This is a genomic window from Erythrobacter sp. JB2-19, assembly GCF_057365005.1.
The window spans coordinates 2,732,068-2,753,566 of sequence record NZ_CP200290.1 but is presented as its reverse complement, the minus strand read 5'-3'; the positions used below and the strand labels follow the sequence as shown (position 1 = coordinate 2,753,566).

Below are 21,499 nucleotides of genomic sequence, written 5' to 3'. Positions count from 1 at the left end.
TGGTCCTGCAATTGCTCCCGCGTTTTCGTCGGCGCTCCAACCCCATGGCGTGGCGCGATGAGTCGGTTGCTGACGGTGTCGTGGTGACCTGGGCAATACTTTCAAAAGCGAAGACATCTTTCGCAGCGAAGACCATCCCGTCATTTATGCAAGCCTAGGCCCAGATGGTCGAGCACTTGCCACAGCGGATAGTGATGCGAGAGTTAGGCTTTGGGATGCTTTGTCTAGAAGGCATATCAGGACATTGAAAGACCATTTAGATCATGGCTTTGGTGATATTGCTTCAATAGAAATCAGTCCCGACTATTCTCTAGCTGTAACGGCCAGTCTTGATGGCACAGCGCGTGTGTGGGACCTAGAATCAGGCAACTTGTCGGCGACTTGATCAGGCGCGCTGGCGGTGTTGAAAGCAAGAAGCCAGCTAGGCTAGCGCTTGCTCTTGCCGCGCGCCGGAAAGCTGCTAACTCTCGCTGCAATGCAACAAGGGGAATATGCTTGAAACTGCCGGTCATTGCTTTCACTTCATCATTGCTCCTCAGCTCCACGGCGCTTGTGGCGGAGACGGTTATTGTTACGTCCGACAGTATGGTCGATGTGGAAAGTGGGCGGCTGCTCAATGACCCGGTGATTACAATCACTGACGGCGTAATCACCGATATTTCCTTCAATGAAGCGGCCGATGTGGAGGCTGATGAAGTCATTGATCTCGGCGAAATGACGATCATGCCAGGTTTGATTGATATGCACGTTCACCTGACCAGCGATTCCGATAGCCACGGCTATCGCAGGCTCGCAATTTCTGATGAGCGCGCAACGATCACTGGCGTGGTGAACGCCAAGACCACGCTGATGGCTGGGTTTACAACGGTGCGCAATGTTGGCGCGGGCAGTTTTGGCGATGTCGCATTGCGCGATGCGATCGCAGAAGGCGACGTGCCTGGACCGCGCATGTTCGTCTCTGGTCCGCCGATCGGGATTACTGGCGGGCATTGCTCGGATAACAATCTCCTGCCCCCAGAATATGAAGCAATTGGCGAAGGCGTGGCTGACAGCCCGTGGGCCGCGCGTTCCAAAGTGCGCAAAAACCGAAAGTTTGGCGCCGATTTGATCAAGACCTGCTCTACCGGCGGTGTTCTGTCCAAAGGGACAAAAGTTGGTGCGCCGCAATACACTCTGGAAGAGCTGACCGCGCTTACCCAAGAAGCGCACAGCCACGGGATGAAGGTCGCTAGCCATGCGCACGGAAGCGAAGGCATCATCAATGCTCTGAAGGCGGGCGTCGATACGATTGAGCATGCAAGCTTCATCGATGACGAAGGCATCAGGCTGGCGAGAGAGAACGGCGCATTCCTGTCGATGGACATTTACGTCACTGAGTTCATCTTGGGTGAGGGGGAGGCAGCAGGAATTTTGCCCGAGAGCCTGGAAAAAGAGCGGATGACTGGCCAGACGCAGCGCGAAAATTTCCGCCGGGCGCATGAAGCTGGCGTGAAAATGGTGCTGGGTACTGATGCCGGGGTCTACCCCCATGGTGATAACGCGAAGCAGCTCTCGCGCATGGTGCGTTTTGGCATGACCTCTGCGGAAGCCCTGCGGGCAGCGACATATAATGCCGCTGAAGCTTTGGGCCAAAAGGGAAATGTCGGTGTGATCAAGGTCGGCGCCTCGGGCGATATCATCGCGGTTCGCGGTAATCCTTTGGAGGACATCTCACTGCTCGAAAATGTGACCTTCGTCATGAAGCAGGGCGAAGTTTACAAGTCGGAGTAAGCAACTGGCACGATGCTTTTCCGCGCCTGTACCGTCGGATTAGGCGCATCGCCGCACGTCCAAAAGGCCCTCTACGCTCCTGGACGGTTGTGATGCGTGCATTTTTGCAACAAAATTGCCTTTGAAGCGTCTTTCGAACGCCAATCGCTCCATATCGTCTTGACACTATATTGCATTGCAGCAAGTTTTCTCACGGGAAGAGAAAACAACAAACAGGGAATTTTATGCGCAGCTTTAAACTTTCAGGTCACGCACTGCTCCTCGCCGCGACCAGCATGGTGCCATTTGCCGCTCATGCGCAGTCTGGGCCGGATGAAGAGACGGTCGAAGAAGAGAATACAATTGTTGTTACCGGTTCGCGCATTGCGACCGACTCGACGACTGCTTTGCCAAGTCCTGTTCAGGTGCTCACAGCGGAAGAGTTTCGTAATGCTGGTGAGATCGACATCTCTCAAACACTCCGTGAAATTCCTGCATTGCAGGGTTCGGACCCATCAACGCTTGATACAGCTCAAGGCCTCGCTTTGTCTGGTGCCAGCACGCTGAACTTACGCCAGCTCGGAGCTAACCGTACGTTGGTGTTGCAAGATGGTCGCCGACACGTCCCTGGTCTCGCAGGCACTGCGACGGTTGATGTAGGCTCAATCCCATCGGCGCTCATTTCGAGTGTCGAGGTCCTGACAGGCGGTGCATCGGCAGTTTATGGTGCGGATGCTGTTTCAGGCGTCGTCAATTACATCACTCGCTCGGGCCGAGATTTTGATGGTCTCGAATACCGTCTTCAGGGCGGCGTAAGCGATGAAGGTGACTCAGAGGAGTTTTTCGGTTCGGTCGCTGGCGGCGGTACTTTCGGTGATGAGCGAGGTAGCGTTGTTTTCGCCGTTGAGTACTCGCAATCCGAAGGTATTTTGAACGGTGATCGGCCGGGTTTTGCTGCTGCCGGTTTTTCCTCATTGAACAACAGTAATGCGTTCTTGAATGGTATCTTGGGGCTTGATCCTGACGCAGAGCAAGCCTTCGTGCCAAATCGCACACTCCCAGTATCTAGCGCAGGTTCGACCATCGCTGTTGACCCAACGCCGTTCGCGTTCCCGTTTGGTGCGCTGGGTTCCTTTGTTACTAACTTTAACCCAGCAACGGATACAGTGCCGAACATTCCTGGTACGACTATTCCAGTGTTGCAGGTTATCGATCCCGTCACGGGTGCAGTTCGAGCGTTTAATCCGGGCATTTCAACCGGTGCATTTAACGCCATCGGCGGCGACGGTATTCCTATCGGCCAAACCGCACCCGGTCTCAGCCTGATCCCTGACCTGACCCGTGTGGTCGCGGCGGCTGGCGTTGACTATGAAATTACCAGCGGAATTACATTCTTCGCGGACGCTAAGTTTGCATATACTGAAACCAGCAATATCGCGGGAATTCCATTCTCCGATGATATTCCGATCGCTCTGGACAACCCTTTCCTTCCGCAGGCTATTCAGGATCAAATCCCGATCCTTGATGCTTTGGACCCGGCCTCGACGCCAAGTATCTTTGTCGCGCGCGACAATCTGGGTTCGGAAATTGGCGCTGGCACGACCGTGGAGCGTTCAACGATCCGTGCGACCGGTGGTTTCAAAGGCGAGATTCCTGGAACGAATGTCGACTTTGAAGTTTCGTATTCCTGGGGTCGTACTGACATAAACAGTATTGCTCGCGCCTCTCGTCTGAATGACCGTTACTTCACCGCCATTGATGCAGTGGCACTGACGGCAGCGGACCTTGATGGAACCAATCCAAATGCTGCTTTTGCGGCCGGCGGACCTGGCACCCTCAATGCAATTCGCGGTGGGCAGGATCTCGTTATTGATGCAGGCTCCGCCCAGGTTGGCGATATCGTGTGCCGGTCAGAGTTAACCGGTCTGCCATCACCCGCTGCTCTTTTCGTTGGTGGACCGCCGCTATTTGCAGCTGGGACACAACTCGTCGGAGCTGATGGCAATCCAACCGACGTTGGCAGCTTGACCCGGCCAGTTACGTTCGCAATCGGTGATGGGCAGTGCGCGCCTGTAAATATTCTTGGCTCGCAAGCTATTCAGGGTGCAGGCGCTGCTTTCGCCTTTGCTGACCTAGAAAACGACACCACAATTGAGCAGCAGCAGTTCCTAGCTGTCATTTCTGGCGACACTGGCAATTTCTTTGAGCTTCCTGGCGGGCCAGTCGGCTTTGCCGCTGGTTTCGAGTGGCGCAGAGACACGTCACAATTCATTCCAGACAGCTTCCGTTCAATTGAAGGCAACGTAGTTGGTAATGCTAGCACGGTCGTGAACGTCTCTCCGACTGACGGCCAAGGCATCAGCGTTTACGAAGGTTTTGGTGAAATTAAGTTGCCATTGCTGGCGGATCTTCCGTTTGCAGACTACTTGGAGGTGACCGCCTCGGGCCGCATCTCTGATTACAACACGATCGGAAGCACAGAAACCTATTCGTTCGGTGCTACGTACCGCCCAGTTGACTGGTTTACTCTGCGTGGCACCTTGTCTCGAGCTATTCGTGCTCCAAACATTGGTGAGCTGTTCAATCCACAATTGGCTGCATTCATTGGCGTGGACGCTGACCCTTGTGACGATGGCAACATCAACAATGGCAGTGCCAATCGTCCGACAAATTGCGCAGAATTCGTTGCGCCAGGGTTTGATTCATCAAACTTTTTGACCGCGTTTGTTACTGGCACGACTGGCGGCAATCCGGACTTGATAGAAGAAACCTCCGATAGTTTGACAATTGGCGGAATCTTCGAACCCGGTAACAGCATTTTCGGTGGAGCCTTGGACGGTTTGGTTGTTCTTGCAGACTATTATGACATCGAAATTACCGATGCTGTGGGTAGTCTGACCGGTGCGGCTATTGCGTCGGCCTGCGTTGACTTACCTTCGACTGACAACCAGTTCTGTGATGCAATTCAACGTGATGCGAACAATGGTGGCGCGATTTCCGGCTTTACTTCCGGGAATATCAACCTGTCGGTACTTCGTGCACGAGGCGTTGACTTCGAAGCGCGCTATACTTTCGATGCTCCGTTTGGAAATGGCAATTGGGGCGAATTCCAGCTGTCTGCAGCGGGCACGCACTTCATTGAGCGTTTCACGGAAAGCGATCCGGTAATTGCGCAAACAATCGCTTCCGAACCTGACCCACTCCAACAGCAATTGCTGATTGCTGACCAAGCTACAGTCAGTGATCTACTCGGGGTGGTTGGCAATCCGGATTGGATCGTCAATTTTGGCGTAAACTGGCAGTTTGAAGGTTGGAACATCGGTTGGAGAGGTCGTTTTGAAGATTCTGCACTGCAGTTCTCCAACGCGGCAGCGACCGATGTTGAGATCGTTGGTGACGCTGTAGTCGTTTCACCGAACGTGGGGCTGGCTGATCCTTCTCAGCTCACCACCGGCAGCTCCCTCGAGCATGATATCAGCGTAAGCTATGATCTTCGTGATGATATCCAGCTGTTTGGCGGAGTGAACAACCTTACGGATGAAGAACCGTTCCTTGGCAGCTTGGCCCGCCCGGTTAGCCCACGTGGCCGTTTCTTCTTCTTCGGCGTATCCGGATCGTTCTGATCTAACCATTGGCATGCGGACAAATTGAGCCGCAAACAGTGACACCAAGGGGCGGGGCAGTTACCACACTGCTCCGCCCCTTGGTGTTTTGGGCTATTATGACAAACGATGAGGTGGTTGATGCTGCGTAGGGTGGTTTTGAGCGTAGCGGCATGTGCGTCGCTAACGGCGTGTGATGCGATTGGCACCGCTTTCGGTTCGGGCACCTGCGCTGTGCCAGAGCTGGCCGCGGCCAGCGCCAACCTTGGCAATGTGGAGGACCACTCCCTAGCGGACCTCGCGCGTATGCTGGAGGCGGGTGAGACCTCAAGCGAGGCCATTGTTACAGCCTATCTTGCGCGGATCGAGAAGCTCGACGATGCCGATGGCGGACCCCAGCTCAATGCCGTCCTCTCGCTGATGCCTGACGCGCTGGAACTCGCGCAGGCCAGCGATGCAGAGCGCTGTGATGGCGATGAGTTGGGCAGCCTCCACGGCATCCCTCTGCTGGTGAAGGACAACATCGAGGTCGCTGGTCCCGTCCCCACCACCGCCGGCTCCACCGCGCTCAGCGACAATGTGACAGACCGCGACGCGCCGCTGATCCGCCGCCTCAAGGATGCAGGCGCGATCATCCTGGGCAAGACTAACCTTTCGCAATGGGCGAACTTCCGCTCCACCAATTCCACCAGCGGCTGGACCTCGGTCGCCGGGCTGGTCAAGAACCCGCACCGCCTGCCGTTCAACTCCTGCGGCTCTTCCAGTGGTAGCGGCTCTGCCATGGCGGCGGCGCTGGCTGCGGGCACGATCGGCACGGAGACCGACGGTTCGATCATGTGCCCGTCCTCTGCCAATGGCGTGGTCGGTCTGAAGCCGACCGTCGGGCTGGTTTCGCGCACCCATGTCGTCCCGATCAGCCACACTCAGGACACCGCCGGGCCGATGACGCGCAGCGTGATGGATGCCGCCATGATGCTCACCGCGATGGCCGGCACCGACCCGGATGACGCCGCGACCGCAGAGGCGGATGGTCAGAAAGCTGACTACACGGCGGAGCTTACTCCGGACGGCCTCAAGGGCATGCGGATCGGCGTGATGCGAGATCAGGTGGGCGACAACCCCGCGATCATAGAGCAGTTCGACGCCGCCCTCTCCGTGATGGAGGCGCAGGGTGCGGTGCTGGTCGAGATCGAGGCTCGCGGCATCAGCGACAGCGATCAAGAGGCGCTGGGCGAGGCGGAGTTCCTCATCCTGCTGACCGAGTTCAAGGCCGATCTCAACGCCTATCTCGCCACCACGCCGAAGGCCGTGACGACGCGAACCCTGGCTGATCTCATCGCTTACAACACGGCCAATGCCGAGGTTGAGATGCCGCATTTCGGCCAGGAGCTGTTCCTGCAAGCGCAAGAGCAGAAGGGCCTGACCGATCCTCGCTATCTGGCGGCGCTCAAGACGACCAAGCGGGTTGCGGGCGAGCAGGGCATTGACCGCCTGCTGCGCGAGAACGACGTCGCCGTGCTGGTCTCGCCGACGCTGGGGCCGGCATGGCGCTCCACCCTGGGCGATGGCGACACGTTCTCCGGGCCGAGCGCGAGCTGGCTGCCCGCGACCTCTGGCTATCCGCACCTGACCGTGCCGATGGGCGGGATCGAGGGTCTGCCGATTGGGATCAGCTTCTACGCGGGTAAGTGGTCGGAGCATCTGCTGCTGAAGGCGGGCTATGCCTATGAGCAAGCCTCGGACAAGCGACTGACGCCGCAGTTCCTGACCGAGTAGGGCGCCTGCGCCGAAGCGCTTGATGACCGCTCCACTCGTCGTTGGTGAAGCACGCTTGGAGCGGCTGGAACACAGTCTTGGGGCGAAAAACCAATCGATCACAGATGGGGCGATTGATCGAGTGGGTCGATTAGTCGGGTGTTGGAGCGCGGCGAGCAAAAGCATAGGCCCGGCATAGCCAGTCGCCCTCAAGTAGGAAAATCCACGCGCTGCCGTGCCTTGTCTTGTTTCGTCACCCTGAACTTGGTTCAGGGTCCATCCTCAGGACGAATATCTTCGTTGGAGCGCAGCGATGGATGCTGAAACGAGTTCAGCATGACGGGATTGGATTTGGGGTGGCGCGGGGAACAAGTTACGTTTGTCAGCAACCAGGCGCACCTCAATCGTCATCCCGGGAAGCGTAGCTCTGCAAAGCAGACCTGATCCGGGATAACCCTTTTGGTCTCGCGCGAGCTGCAACGGTTATCCTGGAAGCGCAGCTGACCGCAGGTCAACCAAGTTCAGGATGACGCGTATGGTTTCAGGATGCCGGGATCACAATGGCAACACCAATGCGCCGCCACAACACCAACATCACCCTCGCGCATCAAGCCACTTTGCCAGACGCACGCCGCCGGTGATCAGGAACGGCACCAGCACAATTGACAGCGCCACCTTTGCGATCACTTGTCCGATCAGCAGGTCGGTGATGTCGAATAACTTGTAGAAGGCGAGGGTGATGAAGATCACCGAGTCCACTGCTTGGCTGAGCGCAGAGGCCACCGCGCCGCGGATCATCAGGCCGATCGTGCTGGCCTCTCCGCTGCCGCGCAGCCGGTCAAAGATCCAGATATTGAGCAGCAGCGACACGATATAGGCCGCTGGACCCGCCGCCCATACGCGCCATACGGTGTTGTGCACTCGTTCAAACGCGGCGAGGTCGTCTGCACGCCCGCTCAGCATTTCCACTGAGGGGGGCAGAGCCAGCACCAATTGCATCAGCACGCTGGCGATCAGCAGCGGCACAAACCCCAGCCAAACGATCCGGGTCGCGTATTTCTGACCATAGAGCTGTGACACTGTGCTGGAAATCACGACCAGAATGAGAAACGCGAAAATGCCCGATTCCACCGCTAGATCGGTCGGCCACAATTGCACTTGCTTAAACGCCAACACGCCTGCCAGCACCGTCATCCCGCCATACAGCATCAGATAGACAAACAGCCCGCGCGGCATCTGTATCATGTCGGCCGCGCTGGCGGCTGGGGACGTTTCGCTGGTGGATTGGGCCTGCGCCGGTGTCGCTGTGTTCATGGATCACGTGTAAGTTCCACGGGCGGAAAAGAAAAGCGATGGCGCGCGCGCTATCAACGCCTCTCACACCCGCGAGAATTGACTGTTTGCGCGCAAGCGGCAAGGTTCCCTCCCGCGTGCCGGGACATCGCGGCGCGCATGTTGTTTGCGCAGGGTACGCGCATTTAGGGGAGCCTCGCGCTTAAACATGCCGCCATTTGTTCTCAGCCTTATCGGGATCGCTGCGATCCTGGCCATCGCCTTTCTGCTGTCCAATGGGAAAAAGCGCATCAAACTGCGCGTGGTTGGCGCCGCCTTTGCCCTGCAGGCGCTGATGGCGCTGCTCGTATTGCGCACGGATTTTGGCGTTGGCGCGATTGAATTTATGTCGAACGGCGTGATCGCCTTGCTCAGCTATTCTGTGCAGGGGATTGAGACCCTGTTCGGCCCGATGGGTGGCAATCCCTTTGCCAACACGTTCCTGATCGCGGCCTTGCCGGTGATCGTGTTCTTCGCGGCGCTGGTTTCGATCCTCTATTACCTGGGCATTATGCAGCGTCTGGTGCGCTGGCTGGGCGGGGCGATTGGCTGGCTGACCGGGATCAGCAAGGTTGAGGCGCTGGGCAGCGCGGCCAACATCTTTGTCGGCCAATCCGAAAGCCCGTTGGTCGTGCGGCCTTACCTCGCCGCCTTGCCGCCATCGCGATTGTTCACATTGATGTGCGTCGGCATGGCCGGGGTCGCGGGCACAATCCTCGCCGCCTATGCGTCTTTCTTGGGCGATGAGGCGGTGCCCTATTTGCTGGCGGCAGCGTTTATGTCCGCGCCAGGCGGCATTTTGATGGCGAAGATCATCATGCCGGATGATCCAGAAGAGGCGGCGGCGCATGACGCGCTGATCGCGGATGCGACCGTGTCGGAGACCTTTGAAGAGGGCGAAAAGCCCGCCAATATCATCGAAGCGGCGGCCCAGGGCACCACCACGGGCGTAAAGCTGGCCGTGGCCGTAGGCGCGATGGTGATGGTGTTTGTTGCGCTGGTTGCGCTGGCAAATGGTCTCCTCGGCGGGGTCGGGGGCTGGTTCGGCTATCCCGATATCTCGTTCCAGCAATTGCTCGGCTATTTGTTCGCGCCGGTGATGTTCCTGATCGGGATTTCGGATTGGGATCAGGCGCAGATTGCGGGCGGATTGTTCGGGACCAAGATCGTGCTCAACGAATTTGTCGCCTTCATCGAACTGGGCGCGGTCGAAGGCCTGACCGAGCGCAGCCGCGCGGTTGTCACCTTTGCTTTGTGCGGGTTTGCGAACTTCTCCTCCATCGCGATCCAGATGGCGGTGACGGGCGGCTTGGCCCCGAACCAGCGCCCCGTGATTGCGAAGCTCGGGTTGAAAGCGCTTGCCGCTGGTAGCCTCGCCAACCTGATGAGCGCAGCGCTGGCTGGCCTGTTCTTGCCGCTGTAGGCTGGAACAATCGCAGCATAGGTATTACGTACTTAGCTATGACTGATACCGCCCCTGATATCGCAATTGTCTCTCTGGCTCAGCCGCTGGAGACGATCTCTGACGAGCTTGGCCGCAGCTTTGCCGAATATGGTTTCGCGGTTGTGCGCGACCATGGCATCCCCCAGGAGTTGATCGACCGGGCTGAGGCGCTGTCCAAAGAGTTCTTTGCGCTGCCTGACGAGGTCAAGCGGGCGTATAAGATCGAGGGCGGAGGCGGCGCGCGCGGCTATACCCCGTTCGGCACGGAGAAGGCCAAGGATGCGAGCGTCCATGACCTGAAGGAATTCTGGCACGTTGGCCGGGGCCTGCCCGCCGATCACCCGCTGGCAGAGTTCATGGGGCCGAATGTGTGGCCCACCGAGGTGGGCGGATTTGAGGGCACCTTCAGCGAGCTTTACGCCGCGTTTGAAGAGGCCGGCGCGCGCGCGCTGGAGGCGATTGCGCTGCATCTGGAACTGCCGCAGGATTTCTTCGCAGCGACGGTTGAGGACGGCAATTCGGTGATGCGTCTGCTGCATTATCCGCCGCTCGGCCCCGATGCACCAGAGGGCGCGATCCGCGCCGCTGCGCATGGCGATATCAACACCATCACTTTGTTGCTCGGCGCAGAAGAGGCCGGGCTCGAACTGCTGACCAAGGGTGGCGAGTGGAAGGCGATTGATGTGCCTGAGGGCGCATTGGTCATCAATGTTGGCGATATGCTGGAGCGGCTGACGAATGGCCGCCTGCGCTCAACCACTCACCGGGTGGTGAACCCGCGCGGCCCGGCGGCACAAAGATCGCGCTACTCTATGCCTTTTTTCCTGCATTTCCGGCCTGATTACCTGATCGAGCCGCTGGCAAGCTGCACCGACGCATCGAGCGACTCGGCACCCGCAGAGCCAATTTCAGCCCATGACTTTCTGATGCAGCGCCTGCGCGAGATCAATCTGGCCTGATCAGCCCTCCACTGACCGAAATCGTCACGAATCTAATATTTTGTTGCACTGCAGCAACACCAGGCCGCTAACCTGCAGGAAACCGCGAGTCTTGCGGTGGAAAACTCTGTCATGATTGCGCTCGGCCGCTCAGGCAGTGGATAGCGTAACGGATTTGTCACAAATCGGTCTTTTTAGCGTCCCGCAACGGCCCTATTGGGGGCGTGTTCACATCCATCCACTGTGATCAGGGGACTCTACCAATGAAACTCAAATATCTCTTGGCGGCGAGCGTCGTAAGCCTCTCAGCCGCGGCAACCATCGCAGCGCCAGCCGCCGCGCAAAGCATTACATCCGGCATCGAAGGCTCGGTAATCGACGTTAGCGGCAATGCGCTTCCAGGTGCGACCGCAACCATCACCGACACGCGCACCGGCGCCGTTCGCGAAGTTACGGCAGGAGCGGATGGTAATTTCCGGGTCGGTTCATTGCCGCCCGGTGGCCCGTACACCGTCACAGTAACTGCACCTGGCTTTGAAGGTCAGACGGTCGAAGATGTCTTCACAAGCATTTCAGGTAACACCGCATTCCGCTTCACTCTCGAAGCAAGCGCAGCTGGCGGCACCGACAATGTGATCATCGTGACCGGCGCCCGTGCTGGCGTAACCCAGCTCGCAGTTGGCCCGGGCACAGCTTTCGACACGCAAACGCTCGAAGCTTTCCCATCAATCACCCGCGACGTCCGCGATATCATCCGGCTTGATCCGCGCGTCAGCCTGGAACGTTCTAACGATGTTGACCGTATCTCATGTCTGGGTGGCAATGACCGGGCCAACACCTTTACGGTAGATGGCATTATCCAATCTGACGCGTTTGGCTTGAACGGTACCCCATTCGCTTCACGCAACTCGCTGCCGTTGCCATTCGATGTTATCGAACAGACATCGGTTGAATTCGCGCCGTTTGATGTGGAATATTCGGACTTCACCGGCTGTCTTGTTAACGTTGTTACCAAGGCCGGTACCAACGAATTTAGCGGTTCGGCCTTCTACACCTATTTTGACGAAGGATTCCAAGCTGACTCAGTTGAGCAAGCTGACGGTGATGTCGATGATTTCAACGCTGGCCGCGAGCAACGTTGGGGTGTGACACTCTCTGGTCCGATTATCAAAGATCGTCTGTTCTTCTCTTTCGGTTATGAAGAAGTTGATCTCGGTGACGGTTTCAACGGTGGCCCAGGAACCACAGGAGTTGATTTCTTCACCCAGGCTCAATTTGACCAATTCGCTGAGATTGCAAACCGCGTTTATGGACAGGATGTAGGCGGAATTCCCACACAACTTCCGGAAACAAACGTTCGCTATTTTGGCCGTCTCGACGCACAGATTAACGACGACCACCGTCTTGAGGCAACCTATCAGCGTCTTGAAGAAAGCAATATTGAGACAGACAACCTGAACAACGAATTCGGCGGCTTCAACTCGTTTGAAGACGAAGGCACGATCTCGGATTACTATTCGCTGCGTCTTTATTCCGATTGGAGCGATACGATTTCAACCGAACTGCGCCTTAGCCGCGCAGAAGTGGGCGATGTTCAAGGTCCAGTTGGTTTTGGAGAAGCGCAATCTGAAAATCCAACGGTGCGCTTGGTTGTTGGCACTGTTGGCCCAGGCGACAATGGTCGCCTTGCCACTGGCCCAGGCGTGTTCCGTTCGGCTAACCAGCTGGACACCAAGATTGACCAAGCTCGCTTCATCCTGAATGTTGATGCTGGCTCTGGCCACTTTGTGAAGCTTGGCGCCGAAATCAACGATTTGGAAGTGTTCAACCTGTTTGCGATTAACGCGACGGGCTCGCTTTTCTTCGACAATTTGGCTGACTTTGAAGAAGGTTTGCTCGGTAACAGCGGCACTGCGTCAAACGTATTCTTCGGGTTCAATGGTGGCACAATCGCAGCCACTGGCTCAGGTGATATCAACGAAGCAGCAGCTCTGTTCAGTCGTCGCATCTATTCGGTATTCGCTCAGGATGAATGGCAGGCAACTGATCAACTCAACGTCACGGCGGGCATCCGTGTTCAGCTCTATGATGGCGATGCCCCTCGGAACAATCCACTGTTCACTGAGCGTTTTGGCTTCACCAATGCCAATTCATTCGGCAGTATTGCCCCGGTTGTCCTGCCACGCGTCGCAGCTACCTATGAGTTCGACAATGATGGGTTCTTCAGTAACTCGAGCCTAACCGGCGGCGTCGGTGTCTTCGCTGGCGGCGACCCTGTCGTGTTTTTCTCGAACGCGTTCTCCAATAATGGTTTCTCGACTCAGAACGGAGATACGTTCGATTGTGACCCAGCAGACCTAACAGTTGATGCTGCAACAGGTCAGATTGATGTTGTTACCGGTGGTAACTTCACCGGCTTCCCTGCATGCGCGATTGCAGCGGCGTCAGCTGGTGCGGCTGCGGGTGAAGCGGATGTTCAATCGACGGACCCAGACTTCGACATTCCAACAGCAGTTCGCGCCAACATTGGTTTCGCAACCAACTTCGGTACCGAGACCGGGTTCTTTAGCGATTGGCGTCTAAACGCGGACTACATCTACACTCGCTTCAATGACACACTCAGCGTCGTCGATCTGGTGCAAGTCGTTGATCCTTCGCTAGGTAACAACGGGTTCACCGTAGATGGCCGACCAATTCTGCGGCCAATCGACCCACTGGCTGCGGGCTGTAACGCAGAGTTGCAGACAACGGGCGGCGTGCCAACATATTCGAATGTTACTCCTGCCTGCTTTAATACGCGCCTCGACGATTTCTTGCAGCTAACCAACGGTCCAAGCTTCGACAGCCACAACTTCTCGTTGCTTCTGTCTAAGCGTTTCGACGAAGGTGTCTTTACCGAGAATGGCAGTGTGAACCTCAGCTTCGGTTATGCTTTCAGTGACTCAGAGCAAACGATTAACTTCCGTTCTGCAACGGCTACGTCAAACTTTGACAATACGCCTGCCTTCGACCGTCAGAACCTTGCAGTTTCGCAGTCTGGCTTTGAAACGCGTCACAACTTTACAGCAGCGTTCAACTTCCGCGAAGAGTTCTTCGATGATTACAGCACTTCGCTGGGCATTTTCTTCCGTGCATCGGAAGGCCGCCCATACAGCCTAGTGTTTGATGATGGCCGCCCATTCTTCAATGACACGAACTCGGCTGAACAGAACGCGTTGCTTTATGTGCCGACCGGTGTGAACGATCCGAATCTAACCGACTTTAGCAACGTCGCCGATGCTGATCAACGCGCGGCGCTTCTAGCTGATCAGGCTGACGCGGTAACAAGGCTGCTTGCCGCTATTGAGACTGGTGAAGGTGTTGATAGCAATCTGAACTGCAACTTTACCCCGGGTCAGACGGTTGAGCGCAATCAATGCCGCAACAGCTGGTTCTTCGACATGGACCTACGGATCAGTCAGGAACTTCCATTCCTTGGAAGCTTGACTGGTATCAAGGACGATAAGATCGAGTTGTTTGCTGACTTCGACAACTTCCTCAACTTCCTCGACAGCGGCTGGAACACTCGCCGTGCACTCGGTGGTTTTGATGGCCGTGTCGATCTTGTCGATGGTGCGTTTGACGACCAAGGTCGTTACGTCATCACAAACTTCAACGATGGTGCAGGCGAAGCCAACACCTTCGAATCTAACACTGCATGGCGCATTCAAGTCGGTGCTCGCTACGAATTCTAATTCGTCGCATACTGACTAACGAAACGAGCGGCGGGGCCTTAACGGGCTCCGCCGTTTGCGTTTTGAGGACTGGTTTAACCGCCAGCGCCGCCGCTTCGCGCTGCGGTTTGGTCTCGGTCCTCGGCAATGCTGAGCACATCGCGCAGCAAATTAAGTTGGACCGTAGGATCAAACTCGCTGCGCAGTGCTCGTTCCAACATGGCAGCCCGGTCGCCCAGCTCCGCCTCTCCAAACATGGCAGCGGTTCCGGCAAGCTTGTGCAGCAGCCGCATCACCTCCTCCTTTTGCTCTTCATCAAAACCGCCTAGGCTGAGCGCGGTTTGCAGCGCTTCCAAAGCCTCCTCACGGCGGGTTTCCCACCGTTGCAGCAAGGCGGGGGAATGCGAGTGGAATTGCTCGCCTGGAGGGGCCGGAAAGTCGATAATCTGCGAGCTGGCTGCAAGTTCAGCATGGCTTTCTGGCGCGCCTTCACGATCCGAGAGCTGTTGTTGTAGGGGATCGTCTTCGTGCTGAGCCGAAGGACCGGCATCGATAATCCTGGTCGGTAGCCAGCGCTGAAGGGCACGGGCCAGCTTGGTGAATTGGAGCGGTTTGGCGAGATGTGCCTGCATGCCGGATTCGCGCGCAGCGGTGATGTCTTCGGGAAACGCATTGGCGGTGAGCGCTATGATCGGCAGAATATCTCCGCCAATCCCTTCGCCGCGGATCGCGCGGGTTGCGGCATAACCGTCACACCCCGGCATCTGCACATCCATCAATACAAGGTCATAGGGATCGCCGCGGAGGTATGCGTCGATCACCATAGCGATCGCTTCATTCCCATCATGCGCGGTCGCGACGTTCTGGCCGCATTGCTCGAGCATTTCCGTGGCCAGCAGGCGGTTCACATCGTGATCCTCCGCCAGCAAGATGCGCGATCCGCGCGGCAACTGCTCTGGCTTTGGCGGTTCGGATGCAGGTTCCAGTGCTGGCAAGGGTTGGGCTTTGGAAAATGGCAGTGTCAGTGTGAAGCATGAGCCGCGCCCTGGCTCGCTTTGGACATTCAAGCTACCGCCCAGCAATTCAGCCAGTTGACGGCTGATGGAAAGGCCCAGTCCAGTCCCGCCATATCGGCGCGCTGTGCTGTTCTCACCCTGAGTAAAGGGTTTGAAGATGCTGCTCAGGCGTTCGGGACTGATCCCGATTCCGGTGTCGAACACTTGAACAATGATCTTGCCGGTCTCAATCCGATAGCTAACCGTGACGCGGCCGAACTCGGTAAATTTGATCGCATTGGCGATCAGGTTGAGGGCAATTTGCCGCACACGCAGCCCATCGGTTGTCACCCAGGATTCGTCTGCTTCGCTTTCGAAATGGAGCTCTAGGCCTTTTTTCTCGGCGCTTGGCCGGTGCAGGGCGGTGCATTCCTCCAGGGTCGCATCGAGATCGAGGGCTTGCTTGTCGATGCTGATCTGCCCCGCTTCTATCTTGGAGAAATCGAGGATGTCATTGAGCAGCAACATCATGGAACGACCCGATTGCACTATCAGATCCACGTTCCGGCGTTGCTCTGGATCGAGCTCATTTTGCAAGGTCAGTTCCGCAAATCCGAGCACGCCGTTCATGGGGGTGCGGATTTCATGGCTCATATTGGCGAGAAATTCTGATTTCGCCCGCGCTGCACGCTCTGCCTTGCGCCGGGCGCGGGTAAGCAGGAGTTCCAGCTCCACTCGCTCAGTCACATTTCGTGCTGAAACAACAATGCCCTCGCGCTGTCCGGTTTCGGGGCTGTAAGCGATCGCGCATTCTGCCTCGATGAAAACTGGCAGGCCGTCCTCGCTGTCGGAAAAGCGGCGATAGGTGAAGCGCTCATTTGTGCTTGCGCCGGAGATCAAGCGCTCCTGGGCTTCAGAGATGAGTTCGCGAGAATCCTCGTGTGTGCGATCGCTAGGCCGCTTCCCGATGAAGTTCTCTGGCGACTCTCCCATCACGCTCGCAACCGATGGCGAGGCGTATGTGCAGCGCCCCTCAAGGTCAAAACACATCAATGCATCGGTGGTGTTGTCCGCCAATAGGGCTAGCTCACGCCGACCTATTTCCAACTCCTCTATCATCCGTTCGCGCCCGGCCAGAATAACGGCAACAGGCAGGCCTGTTAGAAAGTTGGCAGCGACAAACGCCTGGAGCAGATGCGCCTGCATCTGAGCGGGCGCGCCGGCCGCTGAAATGGGGCCGTGTCCGCTCCAGGTCATGGCCATGGCGACAAACGCCAGCAATACCACGAAGATCGCGGTGCCCGTGCTGCCTAAACGAAATGCATGCAGCAAAGTGATCGGCGGGATCAGAAACAGCAGTGGATAGCTGGGTTGGTAGAACACCAGGAAAGCGCAACCGGCGCCCGCCACCAGTAAGACGGATCGCTCAATCAGCTGCGCATTGTCAGGGCGTCGATAGTTTCGGATGGCGTCATAGAGGAGCAAGGCTGTCGGAACGATCAACACCATGCCGAGGCTGTCGGTAAGGAACCATGTCTTCACCGTGTCAGCCATGGCCGCCATGTCAGGAACCATCGCAAGCACTGCGACGAATGCGGACAGCAAAGGACCAACCAGCCCGCCGACCAGGACAATCTTGGCCAGGTGCTCCAGGTTGGTCATGTCGGGATGCGTCCCGCACGCTAGCCGTACGAGAGAGACGACAATCGCAATGTCGACGATATTGGCTGCGGCAAACACCAGCGGCTGATGAAGCGGGAAATCGGGACTGAGATTGCCAATAAAGCCTGACACAAAGATCGCGGCCAAAAATGGGATTTCATTGTTCAATCGGGCGCGCAGCAGAAACGCTACAGCGACCGCATTCGGGAGCCAAATCTTGGCCAAGGCGCCGCCAAAACGCGATAATTCGAGGCTGATGATCGCCAGCGCTGCAAACACGACAAAGCCAATTGCCGCGCCCATCGCGCTGCGGCGGTCGATCGTACCTATTGCAAAGCAAGCCAGGCGCGCCGGCTCTGTGGGTTTTACTGCGTGCACGAACCTTGCACTCCATCGCTAACCCTTGAACAATGGCGTATAGTGCATACCGCCGCGTTCGCGTTGAGATGCGGACAAATACCTAAAGACGCAAAGGACAATGGGGAGGTTATGGCAAAAGCGAACTATGCGGCGCGTGGCCGCCGACCGCGTTGGCCCTTGCTGGTTTTCATCGTGCTGGCTCATTTGGCCGCGCTCTATGGTCTTGCCCGTGCCTTTGCGCCTGACTTGACGGCATCGGTTGAACGCAGCGTCGTCTCGACATTCTCGGTAACGATTACTGCTCCGCCAGATCCGCCACCACCTGAAAATGAGCCGCAACCTGATGAGGGCGCGCAAGGCGATCCAGGGCGCCAGGCCGTGCCGAAACCCGTCACCGCGCCCACTCCGAAGGTGCTGGTAAAGCAAGACCGCCCTCAACCGCGCGCCTCATCAACCGGCACGGCGGTCAATTCTGGCGCTCGTGAGACCGGCGATGGCACGGGCGCAGCGGGCAGCGGCCTGGGCACAGGCAGCGGCAATCGCGGCGGCGGGCAGGGCGGCATTGCTGTCAGCAAGCCGGTCCATATATCCGGATCGATCAACAATGCGCGCGATTATCCAGTCCCAGAGGGTGGCCGCAAAGCGCGGCGCGGAACCGAAGTGATCGTGAAAGTGACGGTTGGGGTTGATGGGCGTGCCCGCAATTGCTCAATCTATCGGGCTAGCCCGGACGCAGAGGCCGACCGCATCACTTGCCAGTTGGTCGAGAGCAGGCTGGGTTTTCGGCCGGCTCAAGATGCCAATGGTAATCCTGTTGCAGCGCCGTTCTATTGGCGGCAAAGGTGGTTTTGATATCCCGGGGTCCTGACCCTTGTTACCCATCGTTAGTCCCTCTCGCGCTATGACTCCTGCCCTATGACCTCAGCCAAAATTCATCCTGTTATCTTGTGCGGCGGCGCGGGCACTCGGCTGTGGCCGGTTAGTCGCCGGGACAAGCCAAAGCCGTTCCTGCCGTTGATCGGCGAGACGACTTTGTTTCAGCAGGCGATTGAACGGACCAATGAGGCCGGGCAGTTCGCAGCGCCTATGGTTGTGGCGGGTCAGGCGCATGCGGATCTGATAGAGCGGCAATTGGCGGACATATCCTGCACCGCAAAGCTGATCATTGAACCGGCGGCACGCAATACGGCCCCGGCCATTGCGCTGGCTGCGGCGCGGCTTGATCCGACTGCGATCATGCTGGTGTGCCCGAGCGACCATCACATTGCGGATACAGCAGCCTTTTGCGCAGCCGCCAGTGCTGCTGCTGAGTTGGCGGAGGACGACCACCTGGTTTCCTTTGGGATCGCGGCAGATCGCCCTGAAACGGGCTATGGCTATCTGAGGCGCGGCGAGCCTTTACCGGGTGGTTTTGTGATTGAGCGCTTTGTCGAAAAGCCAGATTTGGAGACAGCGCGGGCCTATCTCGACAGCGGTGATTACAGCTGGAACGGAGGCATTTTTGCCTTTCGTGCGGGTGCGTTTTTGGACGAATTGACTGCGCATCGCCCGGATATGGCGGAGCTGGTTCAGCGTGCTGTCGATCATGGTGACGAGGAAGGCACGCGGTTCAATCCATCCAGCGATGCCTTTGCGGCGATCACCGGCGAGTCGGTGGATTATGCGGTTATGGAAAACACCGCGCGGGCGGCCATGGTGCCCGCTGATATGGGCTGGTCGGACATTGGCAATTGGGCCGCGCTGCATGATGCACTGCAAAGTGGTGAGAGCGGAAATGTCGCCCCCGAAAATGGCGAGCTTGCCGATTGCAAAAACGTGCTCGCGATCAGCGATGGACCGCGTATTTCTGCAATTGGGCTTGAGGATGTGTGCATCATCGTCGATGGCGACGAGGTATTGGTAACCACCCGCGATGGCGCACAGAAAGTGGGCAAGCTCTCAGGACCAAATGAGTAATGAGCCCTAATCCAGCAACCAAGCGCTTCGAAACGGAGCCGGGACACTTCGCTCGCAAGCTTGCCACGCGCCGGGTTGAGAAGGTATGGGGGCGGGCCAATTTACCCTCGCCGTTTGATCGCCGGTCGGTCGCGCGAACCAAGGGCCCTGACGGCCGGCCAATGCTGGTCGGTGAGGTCTGGTTTGAACCCCCTCCAGAGCTGGAACAACTGCTGGTCAAATATCTTTTCACCAGCGAGAAATTGTCGGTTCAGGTGCACCCGGGTGATGACGATGCCCAGGGCGATGAAGCGGGCAAAGACGAATGCTGGCTGGTGCTGGATGCACAGCCGGGTGCGAAGCTGGCAATTGGATTTGAAGAGCCGGTCACGTCTGAGCAAATGAAACAGGCCGCGATCAGCGGTGATATTGAAGGCCTGCTGACCTGGTATGAGGCGAAGGCTGGCGATCTGTTCTTTCTGCCAGCGGGGACGGTCCATGCAATTGGGCCGGGATTGAAGCTGATCGAGGTGCAGCAGAACAGCGATACCACCTTCCGATTGTATGATTACGGTCGCCCACGCGAACTGCATTTAGAGCGCGCGATGGCTGTTGCGAGCTGCGGCAGGTATGAGGCCAGGCATGCAGGCACGATTGCCGAACGAGGGCAGGCCCTGTTCGATGCGCCGCATTTCCGTGTCGACCGGGTTGAGGGTGTTCCGGATGCAGAAACCAGCGCGGCCTTTGACGGCCCGATGTTGGTGTTGCCAATCGAAGGTGAGGTCAGATGGTCTGCTCAGGCGGAGGGCGCTGGCGACGATACGCGCGCCCAAGCCGGTGAATGTGTGGTTGCGAGCGGCCTTAAGCTGTTCGACTTTTCCGATGCCAAGGTGACTTTGCTGATTAGCGCCAAACAGGTTTGAGCGCGCCGCCTCTGCTGCATTGGAGGAAGGAATACGCTCTAGTGCTTTTCGAGCAATCTGCCGCCTTCTTTTCGAACGGCCTTTTCAATTAGCGGTTTGGCCATGCTCAAGATTACCGGCAGTTCAAACTCAATGATCGCCTGTGTGTCTTCCACTTCTACAAAGCCGGTAACGCTCTGGCCGAAAACACTGACCTGCAGGTCCATTCTGTCTTCATGCGGCCAAGACGTTTCAACCTCGGCCATGCCTTCAGGGAAAAACCCGCCGATTTCACCAGCATGTTCGTGCATGCGGCGGCGAACCTCCTCGCGCCCCAATTCGTGCGGCAGGGCAATTCTCATTTCGGCGTGTCCTCCAGGGCCTCTGCCCCGCCATAGCGGTATTCGAGATAACGGTCCTTGATCGCCAGATCGTCTAACGCGCCCTCCGCCAGGCGGCGGGTGACGCGGTCCAGCTCACCGCTGATCTTGCCTAGGCTATCAGCCAGACGGTCATCAGCCGATTTGCCGACGTGATCTTCGCTGCGCAAATGCTCCGGAATTTTCCGGTAGTTGTCGATTGTCTCAGGGATATATTCACCCACCAGCTCGCGCACTTCGGCGACGCTGGGGTGGGATTGATCGACCGTTTCCAGTTGCAGCCCGAGGGCATCCAATTGCACGCCAAGCTCATCGACCAGCTTCACCGCCGGTGGGGGCAGGGCGGGGCGCTGAGCCTCCAGCCACAGCTCGGTGCGGGCGACCATTTGTTTCGGTTCGCCCTGCTTCAGCTCAGTGCGCTTGGGCACTTTGATCTTGGGAAAACTCGAGAAGACCGCGACGGCGACGGCAGTAGCGACAACGACTGCCATAAGGCCCCAAAATTGGATGCCATTGAACATGGCGCCCGCAATGCCTGCTCCTAACCAAATCGCGAACACCGCAAGTACGATATTGCGCACCTTCTTGAGCAAGTTCTTGGTCTTTAGCCCAGCGGATCCTTTGCCGATGCTATCGCCGGGCCGGTGCGTGCCGCCTTCGCGCTGCACCTGCAGGCTCTTGCCCGCCGCGCTCAGGATCTGATCCGATTGTGTGGTGGTATCTTGCATCGCC

The 21,499-nt window shown here is 57.5% G+C and carries 14 protein-coding genes; 10 read left to right on the top strand and 4 right to left on the bottom strand.

Annotated features, from left to right (window positions below; genetic code table 11):
- The first annotated feature begins 88 nt into the window (after positions 1 to 88).
- From AC0V6O_RS13180 to AC0V6O_RS13165, 4 genes are all read left to right on the top strand, one after another.
- Positions 89 to 385, top strand: coding sequence for a WD40 repeat domain-containing protein (locus tag AC0V6O_RS13180; protein ID WP_486145631.1), 297 nt, complete (start codon positions 89 to 91; stop codon positions 383 to 385).
- 110 nt (positions 386 to 495) lie between these two features.
- Complete coding sequence (locus AC0V6O_RS13175) at positions 496 to 1,770, top strand: Xaa-Pro dipeptidase (RefSeq protein WP_486144675.1); 1,275 nt, start codon at positions 496 to 498, stop codon at positions 1,768 to 1,770.
- A 224-nt stretch (positions 1,771 to 1,994) separates the two neighbouring features.
- A complete protein-coding gene (locus tag AC0V6O_RS13170; protein ID WP_486144673.1) occupies positions 1,995 to 5,372 on the top strand; it encodes a TonB-dependent receptor domain-containing protein in 3,378 nt (1,125 codons plus the stop codon).
- A gap of 120 nt (positions 5,373 to 5,492) precedes the next feature.
- Positions 5,493 to 7,127, top strand: coding sequence for an amidase (locus AC0V6O_RS13165; protein ID WP_486144671.1), 1,635 nt, complete (start codon positions 5,493 to 5,495; stop codon positions 7,125 to 7,127).
- A gap of 573 nt (positions 7,128 to 7,700) precedes the next feature.
- Here the strand turns inward: AC0V6O_RS13165 and AC0V6O_RS13160 are convergent.
- Positions 7,701 to 8,420: a queuosine precursor transporter gene (locus tag AC0V6O_RS13160; protein ID WP_486144669.1), complete on the bottom strand. Its 720-nt coding sequence runs from the start codon at positions 8,418 to 8,420 to the stop codon at positions 7,701 to 7,703.
- A 187-nt stretch (positions 8,421 to 8,607) separates the two neighbouring features.
- On the opposite strand from AC0V6O_RS13160, the gene AC0V6O_RS13155 reads away from it, so the two are divergent.
- The 3 genes from AC0V6O_RS13155 to AC0V6O_RS13145 all read left to right on the top strand — a co-directional run bounded on the left by AC0V6O_RS13155 (position 8,608) and on the right by AC0V6O_RS13145 (position 14,554).
- The gene (locus AC0V6O_RS13155) at positions 8,608 to 9,861 is read left to right on the top strand and encodes a NupC/NupG family nucleoside CNT transporter (protein ID WP_486144667.1); all 1,254 of its coding nucleotides are present in this window, start codon (positions 8,608 to 8,610) and stop codon (positions 9,859 to 9,861) included.
- A 38-nt stretch (positions 9,862 to 9,899) separates the two neighbouring features.
- Entirely contained in the window at positions 9,900 to 10,841 is a 942-nt protein-coding gene (locus tag AC0V6O_RS13150; protein ID WP_486144665.1) for an isopenicillin N synthase family dioxygenase, read from the top strand.
- Between the two features lie 242 nt (positions 10,842 to 11,083).
- Positions 11,084 to 14,554 carry a TonB-dependent receptor gene (locus AC0V6O_RS13145; protein WP_486144663.1) on the top strand — a complete coding sequence of 1,157 codons (3,471 nt, stop codon included), beginning with the start codon at positions 11,084 to 11,086 and terminating at the stop codon, positions 14,552 to 14,554.
- Between the two features lie 74 nt (positions 14,555 to 14,628).
- Here AC0V6O_RS13145 and AC0V6O_RS13140 read toward each other — a convergent pair whose 3' ends face one another.
- A complete protein-coding gene (locus tag AC0V6O_RS13140) occupies positions 14,629 to 17,568 on the bottom strand; it encodes an ATP-binding protein (RefSeq protein WP_486144661.1) in 2,940 nt (979 codons plus the stop codon).
- A gap of 111 nt (positions 17,569 to 17,679) precedes the next feature.
- On the opposite strand from AC0V6O_RS13140, the gene AC0V6O_RS13135 reads away from it, so the two are divergent.
- The 3 genes from AC0V6O_RS13135 to AC0V6O_RS13125 all read left to right on the top strand — a co-directional run bounded on the left by AC0V6O_RS13135 (position 17,680) and on the right by AC0V6O_RS13125 (position 20,408).
- Positions 17,680 to 18,402, top strand: coding sequence for an energy transducer TonB (locus AC0V6O_RS13135; RefSeq protein ID WP_486144659.1), 723 nt, complete (start codon positions 17,680 to 17,682; stop codon positions 18,400 to 18,402).
- Positions 18,403 to 18,465: 63 nt separating this feature from the next.
- A complete protein-coding gene (locus AC0V6O_RS13130) occupies positions 18,466 to 19,506 on the top strand; it encodes a mannose-1-phosphate guanylyltransferase (protein ID WP_486144657.1) in 1,041 nt (346 codons plus the stop codon).
- Complete coding sequence (locus tag AC0V6O_RS13125) at positions 19,506 to 20,408, top strand: class I mannose-6-phosphate isomerase (RefSeq protein WP_486144655.1); 903 nt, start codon at positions 19,506 to 19,508, stop codon at positions 20,406 to 20,408. Before AC0V6O_RS13130 ends, AC0V6O_RS13125 begins: the two co-directional genes overlap by 1 nt.
- Before the next feature lie 38 nt (positions 20,409 to 20,446).
- On the opposite strand, the gene AC0V6O_RS13120 is transcribed toward AC0V6O_RS13125, so the two are convergent.
- A complete protein-coding gene (locus AC0V6O_RS13120; protein ID WP_472639677.1) occupies positions 20,447 to 20,749 on the bottom strand; it encodes a polyhydroxyalkanoic acid system family protein in 303 nt (100 codons plus the stop codon).
- Entirely contained in the window at positions 20,746 to 21,495 is a 750-nt protein-coding gene (locus AC0V6O_RS13115) for a hypothetical protein (protein ID WP_486144653.1), read from the bottom strand. The genes AC0V6O_RS13120 and AC0V6O_RS13115 overlap by 4 nt, the downstream gene beginning before the upstream one ends.
- Between the last annotated feature and the right edge of the window lie 4 nt (positions 21,496 to 21,499).

Excerpts from the sequence above, each read along its gene's own strand:
- AC0V6O_RS13130 (WP_486144657.1), top strand. The coding sequence starts at position 18,466 with ATGACCTCAGCCAAAATTCATCCTGTTATCTTGTGCGGCGGCGCGGGC.
- AC0V6O_RS13160 (WP_486144669.1), bottom strand. The coding sequence starts at position 8,420 with ATGAACACAGCGACACCGGCGCAGGCCCAATCCACCAGCGAAACGTCC.
- AC0V6O_RS13125 (WP_486144655.1), top strand. The coding sequence starts at position 19,506 with ATGAGCCCTAATCCAGCAACCAAGCGCTTCGAAACGGAGCCGGGACAC.
- AC0V6O_RS13135 (WP_486144659.1), top strand. The coding sequence starts at position 17,680 with ATGGCAAAAGCGAACTATGCGGCGCGTGGCCGCCGACCGCGTTGGCCC.
- AC0V6O_RS13115 (WP_486144653.1), bottom strand. The coding sequence starts at position 21,495 with ATGCAAGATACCACCACACAATCGGATCAGATCCTGAGCGCGGCGGGC.
- AC0V6O_RS13145 (WP_486144663.1), top strand. The coding sequence starts at position 11,084 with ATGAAACTCAAATATCTCTTGGCGGCGAGCGTCGTAAGCCTCTCAGCC.
- AC0V6O_RS13120 (WP_472639677.1), bottom strand. The coding sequence starts at position 20,749 with ATGAGAATTGCCCTGCCGCACGAATTGGGGCGCGAGGAGGTTCGCCGC.
- AC0V6O_RS13170 (WP_486144673.1), top strand. The coding sequence starts at position 1,995 with ATGCGCAGCTTTAAACTTTCAGGTCACGCACTGCTCCTCGCCGCGACC.
- AC0V6O_RS13150 (WP_486144665.1), top strand. The coding sequence starts at position 9,900 with ATGACTGATACCGCCCCTGATATCGCAATTGTCTCTCTGGCTCAGCCG.
- AC0V6O_RS13165 (WP_486144671.1), top strand. The coding sequence starts at position 5,493 with ATGCTGCGTAGGGTGGTTTTGAGCGTAGCGGCATGTGCGTCGCTAACG.
- AC0V6O_RS13155 (WP_486144667.1), top strand. The coding sequence starts at position 8,608 with ATGCCGCCATTTGTTCTCAGCCTTATCGGGATCGCTGCGATCCTGGCC.